Raw genomic sequence first — 18,819 nt, 5'->3', positions numbered from 1 at the left:
CAATCGCCGTTATCGATATTTAACCGCTGGACAGGGATACTAAATGATTTTCGTGACAGGCGGGGCCGGGTTTATCGGCTCGAACTTCGTGCAGGACTGGCTCGCCCAATCGGACGAGCCGGTGCTCAACTTCGACAAGCTGACCTATGCCGGCAACCTGAACAACCTGGCCTCCCTGAAGGAAGACGCGCGCCATGTGTTCGTGCGCGGCGACATCTGCGATGGCGAACAGGTGCTGGCGCTGCTGCGCGAACACCAGCCGCGCGCCATCGTGCACTTCGCGGCTGAAAGCCACGTCGACCGGTCGATCCATGGTCCGGCGGAATTCATCAACACCAATATCAACGGCACGTTCGCGCTGCTCGAAGCGGCGCGCGCCTACTGGAGCGGCCTGGCCGGCACGGAGAAGGCCGCGTTCCGCTTCCTGCACGTTTCCACCGACGAGGTGTATGGCACGCTGGGCCCGGACGACGCACCGTTTTCCGAAACCACCGCGTATGCGCCGAACAGCCCTTACTCCGCGTCAAAGGCGGCGTCCGACCACCTGGTGCGTTCGTACCACCACACCTACGGCTTCCCGACGCTGACGACGAACTGCTCGAACAACTACGGCCCGTACCACTTCCCGGAAAAGCTGATCCCGCTGATGATCGCCAACGCGCAGGCCGGCAAGCCGCTGCCCGTCTACGGCGATGGCCAGCAGATCCGCGACTGGCTGTACGTGTCCGATCATTGCGCCGCCATCCGCCGCGTGCTGGCCGATGGCCGGCTGGGCGAGGTGTACAACGTGGGCGGCTGGAACGAGATGGCCAACCTGGACGTGGTGCACACCCTGTGCGACATCCTCGACAGCCTGAAGCCGAAGGCCGACGGCGGCAGCTATCGCACGCAGATCGCGTATGTGAAGGACCGCCCCGGCCACGACCGCCGCTATGCGATCGACGCGCGCAAGCTGGAGCGGGAGCTGGGCTGGCGCCCGGCCGAGACATTCCAGACCGGTATCCGCAAGACCGTGCAATGGTACCTGGATCACCCCGACTGGGTGGCCGACGTGCAGTCCGGCGCCTATGCCAAGTGGCTCGAAACCAATTACTTCAACCGCGAGGTGGGGACATGACCGATCCGATCAAGCAACGCAAGGGCATCATCCTGGCCGGCGGTTCCGGCACGCGCCTGTATCCGGTGACCACCAGCGTGTCGAAGCAGCTGCTGCCGATCTACGACAAGCCGATGATCTACCATCCGCTGACCACGCTGATGCTGGCTGGCATGCGCGAGATCCTGATCATCTCGACGCCGCAGGATACGCCGCGTTTCCGCGACCTGCTGGGCGACGGCAGCCAGTGGGGCCTGCAGCTGTCGTACGCCGTGCAGCCGTCGCCGGACGGCCTGGCACAAGCCTTCATCATCGGCCGCGAATTCGTCGGCGATGCGCCTTCGGCGCTGATCCTGGGCGATAACATCTACTACGGCAACGATCTCGACGCGCTGCTGCGCAGTGCCGCCAGCGAGCCCGATGGGGCCACCGTGTTCGCCTACCACGTGAACGACCCGGAACGCTATGGCGTCGTCGAGTTCGACGCCAACCGGCGCGCGGTCAGCATCGAGGAGAAGCCGGCGGTGCCGAAATCGAATTACGCGGTGACGGGCCTGTATTTCTATGACAACCGGGTATGCGACATCGCCGCCGCGATCAAGCCGTCGGCGCGCGGCGAGCTGGAAATCACGGATGTCAACAGGACGTACCTGGAACAGGATCGGCTGCGCGTGGAACTGATGGGCCGCGGCATGGCCTGGCTCGACACGGGCACGCACGATTCGCTGCTCGACGCCTCCCAGTTCATCGCCACGATTGAAAAGCGCCAGGGCCTGAAGGTGGCCTGCCCGGAAGAGATCGCCTACCGCAAGGGCTATATCGATGCCGAACAGCTGCACCGCCTTGCCGAACCATTGAAGAAAAACGGCTATGGCCGATACCTGCTGCAGATCCTGCAAGACAAAGTGATTCCCCGATGAACGTGATTCCTACCCCGATCGACGGCCTGCTGGTCATCGAACCGACCGTGTTCGGCGACGAACGCGGTTTTTTCTACGAGAGTTTCAATGCCCAGCGCTTTGCCGAACTGACCGATGTAAAGCTGCCGTTCGTGCAGGATAACCACTCGCGCTCGGCGCGCGGCGTGCTGCGCGGCCTGCACTACCAGATCCAGCAGGCGCAGGGCAAGCTGGTGCGCGTAACGGCCGGCAGCGTGTTCGACGTCGCCGTCGACCTGCGCAAGAGCTCGCCCACGTTCGGCCAGTGGCATGGCCTGGAACTGTCGGCCGAGAACAAGCGGCAGTTCTGGATCCCGCCGGGTTTTGCGCATGGTTTTGCCGTAACCAGCGAGTTCGCCGAATTCCTGTACAAGACCACCGACTATTACGCTCCCGCGCACGAGCGCGCGCTGCTGTGGAACGATCCCGCCATCGGCATCGAGTGGCCGCTCGACGGCACGCCGCTGCTGTCGGCCAAGGACCTGAAAGGCCTGCCGCTGGCTGAGGCGGAAGTGTTCGCATGAAAATCCACGCATGAAAATTCTACTGACGGGAAGTACCGGCCAGGTTGGCTACGAGCTCGAACGCAGCCTGCAGGGCCTGGGAGAAGTGATCGCCGTTGATCGCAGCCGCATGGATCTGTCGGACCTAGACCAGGTGCGCGACCTGATCCGGGCTGTGCGGCCGCAATTGATCGTCAACCCGGCCGCCTACACGGCGGTGGACAAGGCCGAAAGCGAAGCCGAACTGGCGCACCGCATCAATGCCGAGGCGCCCGCCGTGATGGCGGCCGAAGCCAGGGCATTGGGCGCGGCACTGGTGCATTACTCGACCGATTACGTGTTCGACGGGCGCTCGGCCGATGCACGCGCGGAGGGCGATGCCGTGGGCCCCTTGAATGTGTATGGCGCCAGCAAGCTGGCCGGCGAACAGGCCATCGCCGCGTCGGGCGTGCCGCACCTGATCCTGCGTACCAGCTGGGTCTACGGCATGCGCGGCAAGAATTTCCTGCTGACGATGCTGCGCCTGGCGAAGGAACGCGAGGAATTGCGCATCGTTGCCGACCAGCACGGCGCGCCCACGTGGAGCCGCACCATTGCCGATACCACGGCATTGATGCTGGCCCAGGCGCGCGCCGGTGGGAAGTCATGGTGGGAGCAGAACGGCGGCCTGTATCACCTGGCCAGCCAGGGCCGCACCACGTGGTGCGGCTTCACGCAAGCCATCCTCGAAGAGGCCGGCATCGAGTGCCGGCTGGTGCCGATCACCACCGACCAGTATCCGCTGCCAGCCGCCCGGCCGCAGTATTCGGTGCTCGATACCAGCCTCCTGCAGCAGCGCTTCGTGCGCCTGCCCGAGTGGCGCGAAGCACTGCGCCTGTGCCTGCGCTGAACGGTTTCCTCCGCAGCCGCTTCGGAAATGCCTTGCCAACATGTTTCGAATGGTAATTGATTAGCGGCAATTCGCCTGGCGCAGGTAAAATCCGCGCCTTTCCCGGTTCCCCGGCAAATGCCCAGGCCTGGACCTGATTTTCGAGTTTCCCTTTATTAATCCGGTACAATCGCTGGTTGGCATGCAGATAACGCCCGTTGCTGCAGTGCGGCATCGCCGGACCACGACCGATTTACGATACATGTTTTCTTTCCTTGTAAGCTTTGTCGCTTCAGCCTTGCTGACCTTATTGGTCATCAAGGAGGCGCGGCTGCACGGGCCCGCACTGGATGCCGATTTCCACGGCGTGCAAAAGGTGCACGCGCACAGCGTGGCGCGGATCGGCGGCCTGTCGATTTTTCTCGCCGTTGCGCTATCGGCCTGTATTTCCGTCTGGCGCGTGCCGGCCTTGACGACCTGGATGCTGTCGCTGATGGCGTGCAGCGCCTGCGCATTTGTCGGCGGCATCGTCGAGGATTACACGGGCCGCGTATCGGCCGCGCGCCGATTGCTGCTGACAATGGTGGCGGCATTGCTCGGCTATTATCTGCTCGATGCCCGCATCGATCGCATCGACTGGATCGATGCCGTATGGCCTTTGCCGTATATCTGGCTGACACTGCCGCTGACGGTATTATCGGTGGCAGGCATCGCCAACGCCGTGAATATCATCGATGGATTTAATGGCCTGGCCAGCGTGGTCACCATCTGCATGCTGCTTTCTCTCGGCTATGTAGCGCTGCAGGTCAACGATATGTTCGTGCTGGTGGCGGCACTGATGGTGGCTGGTGCCACCGCCGGTTTCTTGATCTGGAATTATCCGGTCGGCCTGATATTCCTCGGCGATGGCGGCGCCTACTTCATCGGCTTCATGCTGGGAGAGCTGGCACTGCTGCTGGTGATGCGCAATCCGCAGGTATCCACATGGTACGCGGCACTGCTGCTGATCTACCCGGCATTTGAAACACTGTTTTCCGTGTATCGCCGCATGTTCATCCGCGGCAAGTCGCCGGCCATGCCGGACGGAATTCACCTGCACAGCCTTATATTCCGTCGTGTGGTGCAATGGGCGGTGGGCCACAAGGATGCCCGTGCACTGATGCGCCGCAATTCGCTGACGTCGCCTTACCTGTGGATGTTTTCACTGATGGCAGTAATACCCGCCACGGTATTCTGGCGCTATACTGGCGTGCTGATGTTATTTTGCCTGCTGTTCATTATCAGTTATGTCTGGTTATATGTCCGGATCGTTCGATTTAAAGCGCCGCGCTGGATGATTCGCCACAAAAAGAACCAGTGAATACAAACTTGGTGTATATTTCGCACAGAAACACGTTTCCCGATCATTTTTACAAAGGAATTGACGATGGATCTGTCGAATTTGTCTGCCTCGGAATTGCGCAATCTGCAGGAACAGGTCAAGCGCGAGTTGAAAAAGCGCGAGTCGCATGATCTGCAAAAAGCAAAGGATGAGATTTTCGCGATTGCCCAGCGTGTAGGCTTGCCGCTGAAGGATCTGATCGCCTCCAATCCCCGCGGCAAGGGCGGCACCGTTGCCGCGCGTTTCCGCAATCCCGGCGACGCTGGCCAGCAATGGACCGGCCGTGGCCGCCAGCCGAAGTGGGTAAAAGACTGGGTCGACTCCGGTAAATCCATCGACGACCTGCGAATCTGATAGACCGCGATAAGGCTTTTCGCAACGCTTGTTGAGGGAGCCTTGATAAACCAGTTGCGCAACGCCAGCCGCTGGTCTGCCGTACATCGCAGCGGCGGACCGGCTGCTTCGTGCCTCGAGCAGGCCTGGCGTTGCCCGGTTTCTGAAGGTCCCGAGGCACGGCTGCCATGGCAAAGCCGGTCAAAGCCCGCTGCGGTTGTGCATTGCAGAAGGGCAGACTTGCCTGTGGCTGCCAACGCACTTACTATACCGGTTGTTTTCATTTCATAAAGCCGGCTGCCCGCTCAGCCCGGGCTCCGACATCCATGGTCTCCCTCTCGAAATCCATCTTCAAAGCCTACGACATCCGCGGCATCATCGATAAAACGCTCGACGCGGGCGTTGCCCGCCAGATCGGCCATGCCTTTGGCGCGGCTGCGCTGGCCAAGGGTGAGCGTGCCGTCGTGATCGGCCGGGATGGACGCCTGTCCGGTCCGTCGCTGGCTGCCGCGCTGGCCGAAGGGCTGCAGGCGGCCGGCGTGGATGTCATCGACCTGGGTGTCGTGGCCACGCCGATGGTGTATTTCGGCACCAATGTACTGGACACTAAGTCCGGCATCATGGTCACCGGCAGCCACAATCCGCCCGACTACAACGGCTTCAAGATGGTACTGGCCGGCGAAGCGATCTACGGCGAGGCGATAACCGGCCTGCACGAGCGCATCGCTTCGGGCGAACTGCAGCCGGCCGCGCAGCCGGGCGGCTACCGCACGCACGACATCCGCGCCGCCTACCTGGAACGGATCATCGGCGACGTCAAGCTGTCACGGCCGATCAAGATCGCCGTGGACTGCGGCAACGGCGTGGCCGGCGCGTTCGCGGGCGACCTGTACCGCGGCATGGGTTGTGAAGTGATCGAACTGTTCTGCGAAGTGGACGGCAACTTCCCGAACCACCACCCGGACCCCGCGCACCCGGAAAACCTGCAGGACCTGATCCGCTGCCTGCAGGAGACCGATGCCGAGATCGGCCTGGCCTTCGATGGCGACGGCGACCGCCTCGGCATCGTCACCAAGGATGGCCAGATCATTTATCCGGACCGCCAGATGATGCTGTTCGCTGCCGACGTGCTGTCGCGCGTGCCGGGCGGGCAGATCCTGTACGACGTGAAGTGCACGCGCCACCTGGCGCCGTACATCGAGAAGGCTGGCGGCAAGCCGCTGATGTACAAGACCGGCCACTCGCTGGTCAAGGCCAAGCTGAAGGAAACCGGCGCCCCGCTGGGCGGCGAAATGAGCGGCCACATCTTCTTCAAGGAACGCTGGTATGGCTTCGACGACGGCCTGTATGCCGGCGCGCGCATGCTGGAAATCCTGACGAAGGAAGCGGATCCCTCCGCGCTGCTCAATTCCCTGCCGCAGTCGGACAGCACGCCCGAACTGCACCTGGAACTGAAGGAAGGCGAGAACTTCGCGCTGATGGACAAGCTGCGCGCGGATGCAGAATTCCCTGGCAACGAGCGCATCATCACGATTGATGGCCTGCGCGTCGAGTACCCGGACGGGTTCGGCCTGGCGCGTTCGTCGAACACCACGCCGGTGATCGTGCTGCGCTTCGAAGCCGAAACCCCGCAGGCGCTGGCGCGTATCCAGGGCCAGTTCCGCGACGTGATCCTCACCGCCAAGCCGGACGCGCAACTGCCGTTCTGAGCCGCTTCCCGATCAATGAACATCCTGCTGGTGCGCGTCTCCTCACTGGGAGACGTGCTGCACAATATGCCCATCGTGGCGGACATCCGCCGCCACTTTCCGGACGCGAATATCGACTGGGTGGTGGAAGAGGGCTATGTGAGCCTCGTCAGGCTGAACAGGGAAGTCCGCCACATCATCCCGTTCGCGCTGCGGCGCTGGCGCAAGAACCTGCGCGACAAGGCGGTGCGCGCCGAGATCGGGGCATTCTTTCGCCGCGTGCGCGAAGTCGAATATGACTATGTGTTCGACACCCAGGGCCTGCTGAAGACCGGCGTGATCATGGGCGCTGCCCGAGTCGTGAAAGGCGGGCAGAAGGTGGGCCTGGCGAACGGCAGCGAAGGTTCCGGCTACGAAGGCATTTCCCGCATCTTCCACACGAAAAGCATTCCGCTCGATCCGCGCACGCATGCGGTGGCGCGCGGCCGCCTGGTCGCCGGCGCGGCGCTGGGTTATGCCGTCGACACGCCGGCCGATTTCGGCCTGCCCGACGTGGCGGCCGACGAGCCCCGGCCGGACTGGATGCCCGCCGAACCGTATGCCGTCTATTTTCACGGCACCGCGCGCGACGCCAAGAAGTGGGCGCCCGCCAACTGGATCGCGCTGGGCCGCGAACTGGCGCCGATGACGATCCTGCTGCCGTGGGGCTCGCCCAAGGAAAAAGCCGAGGCCGAAGCGCTGGCCGCCGCGATCCCGAATGCACGCGTGCTGCCGAAGCTGTCGATGGCGGACGCGGTGATGCTGGCACGCCGCGCGGCCCTGGCCATCGGTGTCGACACCGGTCTGACGCATATCGCCGCCGCGTTCAGCCGGCCGGTGGTCGAGATCTACTGCGATTCGCCGCGCTGGAAGACCGAAGGCAACTGGTCGCCAAGGATCATCAACCTGGGCGACCGTGGCAACCCGCCTGCCGTGGCCGACGTCGCGGCCGCGGCCAAGAGCCTGCTGTGAAGGTGATGGCTTGATCCGGATGCTGTACTCCCTGGCCTGGCGGCTGGCCTTGCCGCTGGTACTCGCGCGCCTGTGGTGGCGCGGGCGGCGGGAACCAGGCTACCGGCAATTCTGGAACGAGCGCCTGGGCATCTACGGGCGGCGTGCCGCCAACGACGAGCCGCTGACGATCTGGGTCCACGCGGTGTCGGTCGGCGAAACACGCGCCGCGGAACCGCTGGTGGAAGCGCTGCTGAAGCGCTATCCGCGCGGCCGCATCGTCCTCACGCACATGACACCAACCGGCCGCGCCACCGGCAGGAGCCTGTTCGGCAAGCATGGTGCGCGTATCGTGCAGGCCTATCTGCCGTACGACCTTCCGGCGCTGGTGCAGCGCTTCATCGCGCATTTCGAGCCGCGCGTCTGCATCCTGATGGAAACCGAGGTGTGGCCGAACCTGATCCATGGCTGCAACCGGCGCAATGTGCCGGTGGTGCTGGCCAATGCACGGCTTTCCGAACGCTCGCTGCGCAAGGCGCGCAAGCTGGGCAGCCTGATGGCCGACGCCGCGCGCGGCATTTCGCTGGTGGCTGCGCAGACGGAAGACGATGCGAACAGGGTGCGGGCGCTGGGTGTGGCCAACGTGGCCGTCACCGGCAGCATCAAGTTCGACGTGGCGGTGCCGCCGGCCGCGCTGGCCACCGGCACCCAGCTGAAAAACCAGTTCGGCGCGAGCCGTCCGGTGCTGCTGTGCGCCAGCACGCGCGAGGGCGAGGAAGAGCAGATCCTCGATGCGTTCAAGGCTGCCGCGCTGCCGCAAGGAACACTGCTGCTGCTGGTGCCACGGCATCCGCAGCGCTTCGATGCCGTCGAGGCGATGGTACGCGAGCGCTCGCTTGCCGTGCAGCGGCGCTCCACGCTGGCGCAACCCGGTGCGCGCGTCGATGCGGCCACGCGCGTCGTGCTGGGCGATTCGATGGGTGAAATGTTCGCTTATTACGCCACCTGCGACATCGCCTTCATCGGCGGCAGCCTGGCACCGCTGGGCGGGCAGAATTTGATCGAGGCTGCGGCGCTGGGCAAGCCGGTGCTGATCGGCCAGCATACGTTCAATTTCGCGCAGGTGACGGAGGATGCGGTGGCCGCCGGCGGCGCACTGCGCGTCAACGACGCCGCCGACCTGATGGCGCAGGCTGCCCGCCTGCTTGCCGACGATGCCGCGCGCAATGCGATGGGCCATGCCGGCCTGGCGTTCGCCAACCGGCACCGCGGCGCCACTGCCCGCACCATCGAACTGCTGCCGCCGCTGGCGGAGTAAGTACTTACGGGAACAGCACCGGCAGCTCCTGCGAGCGGCGCCGCAGCAGCTGTTTGGCTTCCTCGTAGTGCGGATACACGCGGCCCACGTGCGCCCAGAAGCGCGGGCTGTGGTTCATCTCGTGGATATGCGCCAGTTCGTGCGCCACCACGTAGTCGATCAGCGGCAGCGAGAAGAACATCAGCTTCCAGTTCAGCCGGATCACGCGGCCCACCGTGCATGAACCCCAGCGCGCATCGGCCGACGAGACCGACATCGACGCGTATTGCACACCCACGCGGGGCGCATACAGGTCGAGCCGCTGGGCGAACAGGCCTTCGGCCTGCTGCTTGTACCAGTTCTTCACGCGTTCCTTCACCAGCAGCTCGGTGGCACCCTGCACGAGTCCCAGCGTCAGTTCTCTGGTTTCCGGGTCGAACACGGTACGGTTGCGCATGGCCAGCTGCAGGCGCAGCGTGATCTCGCCGCCCAGGTAAGGCAGTTTCGCGCCGTCCTTCCATTCGACCGGCGGCTTGTCCAGCCGCGCGGCGCGGCGCTGGCGGCGGTCGTCGAGCTTCGACAGGATCCAGTTCTGCTTGGCGCGGATCGCGTTCTCGATGTCGGCCAGCGTGCAGCGTTTCGGCGCCGTCACGCGCAGGCCGTCGTCGTCGACCATGAAGCCGATCGAGCGGCGCGTGGAACGGCGCAGCGCATATTCGAGGATGAAGCTGCCGACCAGCACCTGGCGGCGTTCCATGCCGTCGGCCGGCGGCAGGGTGGGCGATGGGTCAGGGCGGCGCAGCGGCACCGGAGGGCGCAGCAGGTTCACCGCGGCGGGAGCCGGCACGGGAAACGCGGAAACCGGAAGAGAAGGGAAGGGCGCCGGTGCTTCGGCTGAAGCGGCGCCGGCGGAAACAGGGGGTGTCTGAAGTTCGTCGAGCTGGAGCTCGGCCTGGGCGGCGCCTTCGCCGCCATTGCCGACTCTTTCGCTGGCCTGGGTACGGCTCTCTAGCCAGCGCTGTAGGCGTGGGGCGAAATGACGCGCATTTCTGATTCTATCCACTGTTCCACCTGTTCCATCATGCCGTCTGGGGTTTGTCCTTCGGACGGAATCGGCTTGCCCACCGAAACCGTGATCTTGCCCGGGTACTTGATAAACGAATTCTTTGGCCAGCACTCGCCGGAGTTGACCGCGATCGGTATCACCGGAACGCCGGTCTCGATCGCGAGGCGCGTGCCGCCGCTCTTGTACTTGCCCGCCTGGCCCACCGGGATGCGCGTGCCTTCCGGGAACATGATAATCCATTGGCCGTCTTTCAGGCGACGCTTTCCATGTGCCACCACCATCCGGAACGCGTTCTTGCCCTGCTTGCGGTCGATCGGGATCATGCGCAGCAGCGCGATGCCCCAGCCGAAGAACGGGATGTACAGGATCTCCTTCTTGAACACGAAGACCAGGGGGCGCGGCAGGTTCGCCAGCAGGAAGATGGTTTCCCATGCCGACTGGTGCTTCGACAGCACGATGGCCGGGCTGTCGGGGAAATTCTCGTGGCCCTTGAATTCATAGTGGATGCCGCAGACGACTTTCGCCAGCCAGATCACGAACACGTTCCAGCGCGAGGTGACGTAGTAGCGCTTGTTGTAAGGCAGCGGCGCCGCCAGCATGCAGACGAACGACCAGATTACCGTGGCGATGGCCATCACCACGGCGAAAACGAGGGAACGCAGGAACAGGACGGCTTTATGCAACGTGGTACTCCAATGTATTCAGGTCTGGTTCGGCATTACTGCGCGGGATGCTTCAGGATGTGCTGCACGGTGGCGGCCAGGTCGGGGAACGTCAGCGTGCCGGGTGGCAGGCCGCCGGTCGCCTCGGTTTTCTCGCCTTTGCCGGTACGCACCAGGTAAGGCACGCAGCCGCCGATGAAGCCGGACTGCAGGTCGCGCAGCGAATCGCCCACCGTCGGCACGCCCTTCAGGCTGACCTGGTAGCGCTTCGAGATCTCGGCGAACATGCCCGGTTTCGGCTTGCGGCAGTCGCAGTTGTCGGCCGCCGCGTGCGGGCAGAAGAACACGGCGTCGATATCGGCGCCCACCTGCAGGGCCAGCCGGTGCATCTTCGCGTGGATCGCGTTCAGCGTGGTGATGTCGAACAGCTGCCGCGCGATGCCGGACTGGTTCGAGGCGATCACCACGCGGTAGTTCGCCTGGTTCAGGCGGGCGATCGCTTCCAGCGAGCCGGGAATGGGGATCCACTCGTCGGGGGACTTGATGAAGTCCGGCGAATCGTGATTGATCACGCCATCCCGGTCCAGGATGATCAGTTTCGGCTGCGGCATCCGTGCTTCCTCAGGCGGCCAGCTTGGAGATGTCCGCCACGCGGTTCATCATGCCGTGCAGCGACGACAGCAGCGCCAGGCGGTTGTTGCGCAGCGCGATGTCGTCGGCCATTACCATCACGTCGTTGAAGAAGGCATCGACGTCGTCGCGCAACTGCGCCAGCGTTTTCAACGTGCCGGTGAAGTCGCCGGCCGCGAAGGCGGCGTCGACTTCCGGCTGCACGCGGGCGACGGCGGCGGCCAGGTTCTTCTCCGCCTCGTCCTGCAGCAGCGCCGGGTTCACCGTGCCGGCCTGCGCCAGTGCTTCCTCGTTCTTCTTGAGGATGTTGGTAATGCGCTTGTTGGCGGCGGCCAGCGAAGCTGCTTCCGGCAGCGCGGCAAAGGCCTGCACCGCTTCCAGGCGCTGGACGATGTCGTCCAGGCGGTCCGGATTCTGCGCCACCACGGCTTCGATCTCGTTCGGCGTGAAGCCGCGCTCGCGCAGGATGCCGCGCAGGCGGTCCATGAAGAACGCCGTCACCTCGAGCGTCGGATCCTTGAAGCCGGCTACCTGCGCGAACTGCGCCACCGCATCGGCCAGCACTTCGGAGATCGCCAGCGGCAGGCGCTTCTCGATCAGCATGCGCAGCACGCCCAGCGCATGGCGGCGCAGCGCGAACGGGTCCTTGTCGCCGGTCGGCTGCAGGCCGATGGCCCAGATGCCGACCAGGGTTTCCAGCTTGTCCGCCAGGGCGACGGCGGTACCGGTCTGCGTGGAAGGCAGCGCATCGCCGGCAAAGCGCGGCTGGTAGTGCTCGGATGCGGCCAGCGCCACTTCCTCGTTCTCGCCGTCATGCCGGGCGTAGTACGTGCCCATGATGCCTTGCAGCTCGGGGAACTCGCCGACCATGTCGGTCAGCAGGTCGGCCTTCGACAGGCGCGCGCCGCGTTCGGCCAGCGCAGGATCAGCTTTAATGCGGCGCGCAATGGCGGTGGCCAGCGCGGTGACGCGGTCGCTGCGCTCGGCCTGCGTGCCCAGCTTGTTGTGGTAGACCACGTTCTTCAGCAGCGGCAGGCGCGATTCCAGCGTCTTCTTCTTGTCCTGCTCGAAGAAGAATTTCGCATCCGACAGGCGCGGGCGCACCACGCGCTCGTTGCCTCCGACGATCGCCTGCGGCGTATCGGTGGCGATGTTCGAGACGATCAGGAAGCGCGAGCGCAGCTTGCCGTTGCTGTCGGTCAGCGCGAAGTATTTCTGGTTGGTCTGCATCGTCAGGATCAGGCATTCCTGCGGCACGGCCAGGAATTCATCCTCGAAGCGGCATTCGTAGACCACTGGCCATTCGACCAGCGATGCCACTTCGTCCAGCAGCGCCTCGGGCATCAGCACCTGGTCGTCGCCGGCCTTGGCCAGCAGCTCGGTACGGATCTGCTCTTTACGCGCTTCGAACGACGGGATCACCCTGGCCTTGTCGACCAGCGTGTCGGCGTACGCGTCGGCGTGCGGCACGGTCACGGCGCGCTGGCCCGGCGCCGTCAGGAAGCGGTGGCCCTGCGTGACGTTCGACGCGGTCAGGCCCAGCAGGGTCAATGGCAGCACGGTGTCGCCGAACAGCGCGATCACGCTGTGCGCCGGGCGCACGAACTGCACGGTGGCGCCGTCCGGGCGCTGGTAGCTCATCACCTTCGGGATCGGCAGCTTGGCCACCGAGTCTTCCAGCGCGGCCTGCAGGCCCGTGACCAGTTGCGAGCCCGGCGCGGTGTACGTGTAGAAGAACGATTCGGCCTTGCCGTCCTGGGCGCGTTCCAGGTCGCTGACCTGCAGGTCGGGGAAGCCCAGCGCGGCCAGCTTCTTGGCCAGCGGCGCGGTCGGCTTGCCTTCCTTGTCCAGTGCCACCGTCACCGGCAGCACCTTTTCGCGGATCGATTTATCGGGCGACACGTCGCGCACGCGGGTGATGGACACGGCCAGGCGGCGCGGCGTGGCGTACGAGGTGGCGACGCTGTCCTCTTCGAGGAAGTCGCGCGATTTCAGGCCATTGACGATGCCGGCGGCGAACGCGGCGCCCAGTTTCGACAGGGCCTTCGGCGGCAGTTCTTCGGTCAGCAGTTCGATCAGGAGAGTCTGGGTCATGGCAAATATTCTTATGCTTGGGCGGCCATCGGGAAGCCGAGGCGTTCGCGGGAATCGTAGTAGGCTTGGGCGACCAGGCGCGACAGGGTGCGCACGCGGCCGATGTAGGCGGCGCGCTCCGTCACCGAGATCGCGCCGCGCGCGTCCAGCATGTTGAAGCTGTGCGAGGCCTTCATGATCTGTTCATAGGCCGGCAAGGTCAGCTGCAGCTCGATCAGGCGCTTGGCTTCCGACTCGTGGTTGGCGAACTGGGCGAACAGCAGTTCGGTGTTGGCGTGCTCGAAGTTATAGGTCGACTGCTCCACTTCGTTCTGGTGGAACACGTCGCCGTATTTCAGCACCTTCTTCTGGCCACCTTCTTCCCACTCGGTCCACACCAGGTCATACACGTTTTCCACGCCCTGCAGGTACATCGCCAGGCGCTCGATGCCATAGGTGATCTCGCCCAGCACCGGCTTGCAATCGAGGCCGCCGACCTGCTGGAAATAGGTGAATTGCGTGACTTCCATGCCGTTCAGCCAGACTTCCCAGCCCAGGCCCCAGGCGCCCAGCGTCGGGCTTTCCCAGTCGTCTTCCACGAAGCGCACATCGTTCTGCTTCAGGTCCAGGCCCAGGGCTTCGAGCGAACCGAGGTACAGGTCGAGGATGTTCTCCGGCGCCGGTTTCAGCACCACCTGGTACTGGTAATAATGCTGCAGGCGGTTCGGGTTTTCGCCATAGCGGCCATCCTTCGGCCGGCGCGACGGCTGCACGTACGCGGCGCGCCACGGCTCGGGGCCGATCGCGCGCAGGAAGGTGCCGGTGTGGAAAGTACCCGCGCCCACTTCCATGTCGTACGGCTGGAGCAGGGCGCAGCCCTGCTTGTCCCAGTAGGTTTGCAGGGTCAGGATGATTTGTTGGAATGTCAGCATCGTATTCTTTTGTGGCGCGCGGGGCGCGCGCGCTGAATGATTAGCGGGTAAGCGGTATTGGCGGTTCGCTGAAACGGGTCATTTTAGCGGTTTTTGCAACGGACCAGTAGTGATCAGGCGTTTGCTTTCCTGCGGCGTGAAAGCAGCCAGGCCGCCGCGATGCTGGCCGCGGCCAGTGCGAGGATCAGGCGGTTCTGCAGCACGATATACGGCGTGTCGCCCGTCATGCCCTGCACGGTGGCCTTCAGCACGCCGGCCTGGTAGTACGGCAGGCTTGCCTGGATCACGCCGCGGCCGTCAATGACGACGGTGGCGCCATTGTTGGTGGCCGCCAGCATCGGGCGGCCCGTTTCCAGCGTGCGCATCTGCGAAATCTGCAGGTGCTGCGGGATCGCCACCGATTCGCCATACCATGCAAGTTCGGACACGTTCAGCAGGATCGTCGCGTGTGACCCGTTGTTGAGTTGCGCGGCGATTTCCTCGCCGAAGTTGTTCTCGTAGCAGATGTTCGGCAGCACGCGCTGGTCTTTCACGGCGAACGACGGCTGCAGCGTGTGGCCGCGCGTCTGGTCGCCCAGCGGGATGCTCATCATGTCCGTGAACCAGCGGAAGCCCAGTGGAATGAATTCGCCGAACGGCACCAGGTGGTGCTTGTCGTAGCGGTATGGCCTGGCCAGCGCCGGACCCAGGCCCATGACGCTGTTCGCATAGCGGGTGGGGCTGTCCGCGAACGGCATGCCCAGCACGATCGCGCTGCCGGTCTTGCGGGCGAACTGCCCATACACGTCCAGGTAGCCGGCCGGCAGCTGTTGCGGGAACAGGGGAATGCCCGTCTCGGGGATGGCGATCAAATCCGCTGGCTCGGCCAGCACGGCCTCCTGGTAGCGCTGCAGCGTGTTGCCGATATGGTTCGGGTCGAACTTGGTCTGCAGCGGGATGTTCGCCTGCACCAGCCGCACCGTGAGAGGCTGGCCGGCCGGCGCGGTCCAGTCGATCCACTGCAGCGTCCAGCCGCCCACCCACAGCGCGGCGATCAGCGCAAGCGCCGGCTTGCGCACCGGGTGCATCAGCAGGAGCAGGGCGCCGGCCGTGATGGCCACGATCCATCCGATGCCGAATACGCCAAGCACGGGGGCATACCCGGCAAGCGGGGTGGCATTGTGCGCATAGCCGCTCGACGCCCACGGAAAGCCGGTGAACAGCCAGCCGCGCGTCCACTCCGAAACGGCCCACAGCGCCGGCAGCACGAGCAGGTTCGCGGCCGGCAGCGACAGCGCCCAGCGCTTGCGCAGCCACGCGGCGCCGCCCATCGCCGCCGCGCAGTGCATGCCCATGTAGACGGCCAGCAGTGCGATGGCGACCCACGCGAGCGGCAGCGGCAGGCCGCCGAAGCGGGAAATCGCGATCGTCAGCCAGTGCACGCCGGCCAGGCACCAGCCGAAGCCGAATGCCCAGCCGATGAAGGCCGAGGCCTTTACCGAATCGGCGCGCAGTACCTGGTAGAACAGGATCGCCAGCGTGAGCAGCTGGATCGGCCACCAGCCGAACGGCGCGAACGACAGGACGCTCGCACCGCCGGCAATGGCGGCGATGATCATGCGGCTTCGGGTGCTGCGGGGAGGCGAAGGCAATGCGCCGGGGGCGGCGCGGCGAAAACGCATCAGTCCTGCTCGTCGACGGCGGGTGGCAGTTTCTCGACGGTCAGCACGTGGATCTGGCGGGCATCGGCGCGCAGCACTTCGAAGCGCAGGTTGCCGATGTCGAACACGTCGCCCTTGTGCGGCATGCGGGCCAGGTGCTTGGACACGAAGCCGCCGATGGTGTCGACGTCGTCGTCCGGGAGGTCGGCGTCCAGTTCCTCGTTGAACTGGGCGATCTCGGTGAGCGCCTTGACGCGCCAGCGCGGGCCCAGCTGGCCCTCGCGGATCGAGAGGATGTTGTCTTCCTCTTCGTCGAAGTCGTATTCATCCTCGATATCGCCGACGATCTGTTCCAGCACATCCTCGATCGTGATCAGGCCGGCCACGCCGGAATACTCGTCGACGACGATCGCCATGTGGTTGTGGTTGGCGCGGAAGTCGCGCAGCAGCACATTCAGGCGCTTCGATTCGGGAATGAAGATCGCCGGGCGCAGCATGTCGCGCACGTCGAACGATTCTTCAGCGTAGTAGCGCAGCAGGTCTTTCGCCAGCAGGATGCCGACCACCTTGTCGCGCTCGCCTTCGATGGCCGGGAAGCGCGAGTGCGCCGTTTCCAGCACGAGCGGCATCCATTCGTCGATGGGCTTGGTGATGTCGATGACGTCCATCTGCGAGCGCGGCACCATGATGTCGCGCGCGGACAGGTCGGAAACCTGGAACACGCCTTCGATCATCGACAGCGCATCGGCATCGATCAGGTTGCGTTCGTGGGCTTCGTGCAGGACTTCGAGGAGCTCCGACCGGTTTTCCGGCTCGGGCGAGATCAGCGCGGTCAGTCGCTCGAGCAGGGAGCGATGGGGTTTTGCTTCGCTCTTGCCGTTACGGAGGGTATTTGCGTCATTCCGGACGCTGCGGTTTGGGTTCGCGTCATTCCTGACGCTACTAGAGTGCTCTTGCATAGCAGGCATAAAGCCATTTGTTTCGAAGGGGTACAGGATACACCAAACCGAATGGATGAGCGCTTTTTATCAAAACGTCATCGGCCACTCATCGGCGACTATGCGCTGTCATATTCGTCTGGTAGGCTGGTGCCGGGAGGAATCATGCAGGCGCTGGAATACGGATCGGATCAGAATGGATTGGTGTGCGGTTACCTGTTCGGGCGCGGCCCCCAGGCGGTGCCGATCGAGGCGGCCGAGGCGGCGCAATGGCTGCGCTCGGACGCCGGGCAGCCGGGCGAATTCCTCTGGCTGCACTTCAACCTGGCCAACACGGCCAGCGAAAAATGGCTGCGCGAGCAGGTGCAGCTGTCCGAGGAATTCTACGATTGCCTGCACCAGGGCTCGCGCTCGACCCGCATCGAGCAGGCCGACGATACGCTGGTGGCCGTCGTCAACGACGTGCTGCGCGATTTTTCGTTCGAGCCATCCGACATCGCCAGCCTGTACCTGTCCGTGGAACGGCAACTGGTGATCAGCGCCCGCCGCAGCCCCCTGCAGGCGGTCGAGCGGCTGCGCCAGGCCGTGCGGCGCGGCGAGCCGATCGCCTCGTCCGTGGTGCTGCTGACCCACCTGCTGCGCGACCAGGCCGACGTGCTGACGCGTATCGTACGCGTGGCCACCGGCAAGGTCGACAACATCGAGGATAACCTGCTGTCCGGCCAGCTCAAGTACAAGCGCGCCGACCTGGGCGCGCTGCGGCGCGTGCTGGTGCGGCTGCAGCGGCTGCTGGCGCCGGAGCCGGCAGCCATGTTCCGCCTGCTGCAGCGCCCGCCGGTGTGGGTCACCGTGCAGGACCGCCAGGAATTGCGCGAAGCCAGCGAGGAATTCGCCGTCACGCTGAACGACATCGCCACGCTGCAGGAACGCATCAAGCTGCTTCAGGAAGAAATCGCCGCGCTCGTCAACGAAGGCAACAACCGCAGCCTGTACACGCTGACGATCGTCACCGTGCTGGCCCTGCCGATCAACATCATCGCCGGCCTGCTGGGCATGAACGTGGGCGGCGTGCCGCTGGCCGGCGACGCTTCCGGGTTCTGGATCATTGCCGGGATCGTGGCCGCGTTTACGTGCGTGGCGGGGTGGGTGGTGATGCGAAGGCGGCGGGAACTGGAGTGATTGAGCCAGGGCTTAATGTTTGGCGGGATGTGTTTGTTCGGCCCTCAGCGTTCCGGTGGCCGTGGTTGCATCGCTGAAAAATACTGTGAAATGGGAATTCATGTATTGCGGATGCGGTTTGGAAAGGATGACGCTGTAGCCCGTCTTTTTCCCACCGCGCGGGATGGCCGTGGCGTCGCCTGTCCTCCATTCGATGTCAAAGTACTGACTTTCTTCGTTGGTGATCAACATTACTTCCCAGCCCGGCGGAGAAGTCGCACTTGTAGCGGGAAGGCCTTCGTCGAAAGTCCAGCCAATCGGTAGCTCGGTGAGTTCCGATCTGTCGTGTTCTTCGTCGCGGCCAATATCGATCGCCACGATCTTGCGTTTATCGCGGTTAACGACCGTGTAGTGATAAACGACCTCTCCAGCGGACGATCGCTGTTGACGAACCAGGACTGAAACCCCGGAGTTGTTTTGCGCGATACATAGCGCCGGGAAAGCCAGGCTGCATATGAAAGCCGCCATGCAAACGATCTGGTGCCTGCACATGATGCCCTCCGTTGACGTCGACTCTGTATTTCAACGGAAGGGCGAACCTTCGGCAAGTGCCAGGGCTGCTGGAT

Annotated in this window: 18 protein-coding genes; 10 read left to right on the top strand and 8 right to left on the bottom strand. The window is 64.2% G+C overall.

The window, feature by feature from the left end; genetic code table 11:
- Window positions 1-43: 43 nt before the first annotated feature.
- The 9 genes from rfbB (at window position 44) to waaA (ending at window position 9,115) form a co-directional block, all read left to right on the top strand.
- Window positions 44-1,117: a dTDP-glucose 4,6-dehydratase gene (rfbB, locus tag ACY34H_RS28830; RefSeq protein ID WP_464980849.1), complete on the top strand. Its 1,074-nt coding sequence runs from the start codon at window positions 44-46 to the stop codon at window positions 1,115-1,117.
- Window positions 1,114-2,016 (top strand): glucose-1-phosphate thymidylyltransferase RfbA, encoded by a 903-nt coding sequence (rfbA, locus tag ACY34H_RS28825; RefSeq protein ID WP_464980848.1) that lies wholly within the window; start codon window positions 1,114-1,116, stop codon window positions 2,014-2,016. The genes rfbB and rfbA overlap by 4 nt, the downstream gene beginning before the upstream one ends.
- Window positions 2,013-2,558, top strand: a complete 546-nt coding sequence (gene rfbC / locus ACY34H_RS28820; RefSeq protein ID WP_464980847.1) for a dTDP-4-dehydrorhamnose 3,5-epimerase — start codon at window positions 2,013-2,015, stop codon at window positions 2,556-2,558. Before rfbA ends, rfbC begins: the two co-directional genes overlap by 4 nt.
- Before the next feature lie 10 nt (window positions 2,559-2,568).
- Complete coding sequence (gene rfbD / locus ACY34H_RS28815) at window positions 2,569-3,426, top strand: dTDP-4-dehydrorhamnose reductase (protein ID WP_464980846.1); 858 nt, start codon at window positions 2,569-2,571, stop codon at window positions 3,424-3,426.
- Window positions 3,427-3,667: 241 nt separating this feature from the next.
- Window positions 3,668-4,765, top strand: coding sequence for a glycosyltransferase family 4 protein (locus ACY34H_RS28810; protein WP_464980845.1), 1,098 nt, complete (start codon window positions 3,668-3,670; stop codon window positions 4,763-4,765).
- A gap of 66 nt (window positions 4,766-4,831) precedes the next feature.
- Window positions 4,832-5,140, top strand: coding sequence for an H-NS histone family protein (locus ACY34H_RS28805; protein WP_464980844.1), 309 nt, complete (start codon window positions 4,832-4,834; stop codon window positions 5,138-5,140).
- Window positions 5,141-5,445: 305 nt separating this feature from the next.
- Window positions 5,446-6,828 carry a phosphomannomutase/phosphoglucomutase gene (locus tag ACY34H_RS28800; protein WP_464980843.1) on the top strand — a complete coding sequence of 461 codons (1,383 nt, stop codon included), beginning with the start codon at window positions 5,446-5,448 and terminating at the stop codon, window positions 6,826-6,828.
- A gap of 15 nt (window positions 6,829-6,843) precedes the next feature.
- Window positions 6,844-7,818, top strand: coding sequence for a lipopolysaccharide heptosyltransferase I (gene waaC, locus ACY34H_RS28795; RefSeq protein WP_464980842.1), 975 nt, complete (start codon window positions 6,844-6,846; stop codon window positions 7,816-7,818).
- A gap of 13 nt (window positions 7,819-7,831) precedes the next feature.
- Window positions 7,832-9,115 carry a lipid IV(A) 3-deoxy-D-manno-octulosonic acid transferase gene (gene waaA / locus ACY34H_RS28790; protein WP_464980869.1) on the top strand — a complete coding sequence of 428 codons (1,284 nt, stop codon included), beginning with the start codon at window positions 7,832-7,834 and terminating at the stop codon, window positions 9,113-9,115.
- Window positions 9,116-9,119: 4 nt separating this feature from the next.
- Here waaA and ACY34H_RS28785 read toward each other — a convergent pair whose 3' ends face one another.
- The 7 genes from ACY34H_RS28785 to ACY34H_RS28755 all read right to left on the bottom strand — a co-directional run bounded on the left by ACY34H_RS28785 (window position 9,120) and on the right by ACY34H_RS28755 (window position 17,056).
- On the bottom strand, window positions 9,120-9,941 hold the full coding sequence (locus ACY34H_RS28785) for a M48 family metallopeptidase (RefSeq protein ID WP_464980841.1): 822 nt from the start codon (window positions 9,939-9,941) through the stop codon (window positions 9,120-9,122).
- A 161-nt stretch (window positions 9,942-10,102) separates the two neighbouring features.
- A complete protein-coding gene (locus tag ACY34H_RS28780; RefSeq protein ID WP_464980868.1) occupies window positions 10,103-10,795 on the bottom strand; it encodes a lysophospholipid acyltransferase family protein in 693 nt (230 codons plus the stop codon).
- Window positions 10,796-10,878: 83 nt separating this feature from the next.
- On the bottom strand, window positions 10,879-11,433 hold the full coding sequence (gene gmhB, locus ACY34H_RS28775; RefSeq protein WP_464980840.1) for a D-glycero-beta-D-manno-heptose 1,7-bisphosphate 7-phosphatase: 555 nt from the start codon (window positions 11,431-11,433) through the stop codon (window positions 10,879-10,881).
- Window positions 11,434-11,443: 10 nt separating this feature from the next.
- A complete protein-coding gene (gene glyS / locus ACY34H_RS28770; protein WP_464980839.1) occupies window positions 11,444-13,546 on the bottom strand; it encodes a glycine--tRNA ligase subunit beta in 2,103 nt (700 codons plus the stop codon).
- 11 nt (window positions 13,547-13,557) lie between these two features.
- On the bottom strand, window positions 13,558-14,457 hold the full coding sequence (glyQ, locus tag ACY34H_RS28765) for a glycine--tRNA ligase subunit alpha (protein WP_464980838.1): 900 nt from the start codon (window positions 14,455-14,457) through the stop codon (window positions 13,558-13,560).
- 113 nt (window positions 14,458-14,570) lie between these two features.
- Complete coding sequence (lnt, locus tag ACY34H_RS28760) at window positions 14,571-16,055, bottom strand: apolipoprotein N-acyltransferase (protein WP_464980837.1); 1,485 nt, start codon at window positions 16,053-16,055, stop codon at window positions 14,571-14,573.
- Between the two features lie 62 nt (window positions 16,056-16,117).
- Window positions 16,118-17,056, bottom strand: coding sequence for an HlyC/CorC family transporter (locus tag ACY34H_RS28755; RefSeq protein WP_464980867.1), 939 nt, complete (start codon window positions 17,054-17,056; stop codon window positions 16,118-16,120).
- 144 nt (window positions 17,057-17,200) lie between these two features.
- Between ACY34H_RS28755 and ACY34H_RS28750 the strand changes: the two genes are divergently transcribed.
- Entirely contained in the window at window positions 17,201-18,214 is a 1,014-nt protein-coding gene (locus ACY34H_RS28750; protein ID WP_464980836.1) for a transporter, read from the top strand.
- A 12-nt stretch (window positions 18,215-18,226) separates the two neighbouring features.
- Here the strand turns inward: ACY34H_RS28750 and ACY34H_RS28745 are convergent, their stop codons facing one another.
- Complete coding sequence (locus ACY34H_RS28745) at window positions 18,227-18,745, bottom strand: hypothetical protein (protein ID WP_464980835.1); 519 nt, start codon at window positions 18,743-18,745, stop codon at window positions 18,227-18,229.
- Window positions 18,746-18,819 lie beyond the last annotated feature (74 nt).

This window comes from Pseudoduganella sp. jia 9 (genome assembly GCF_055502615.1).
Note: the sequence above shows the minus strand (reverse complement) of the source record. Positions and strands in the feature narration are given on the sequence as shown.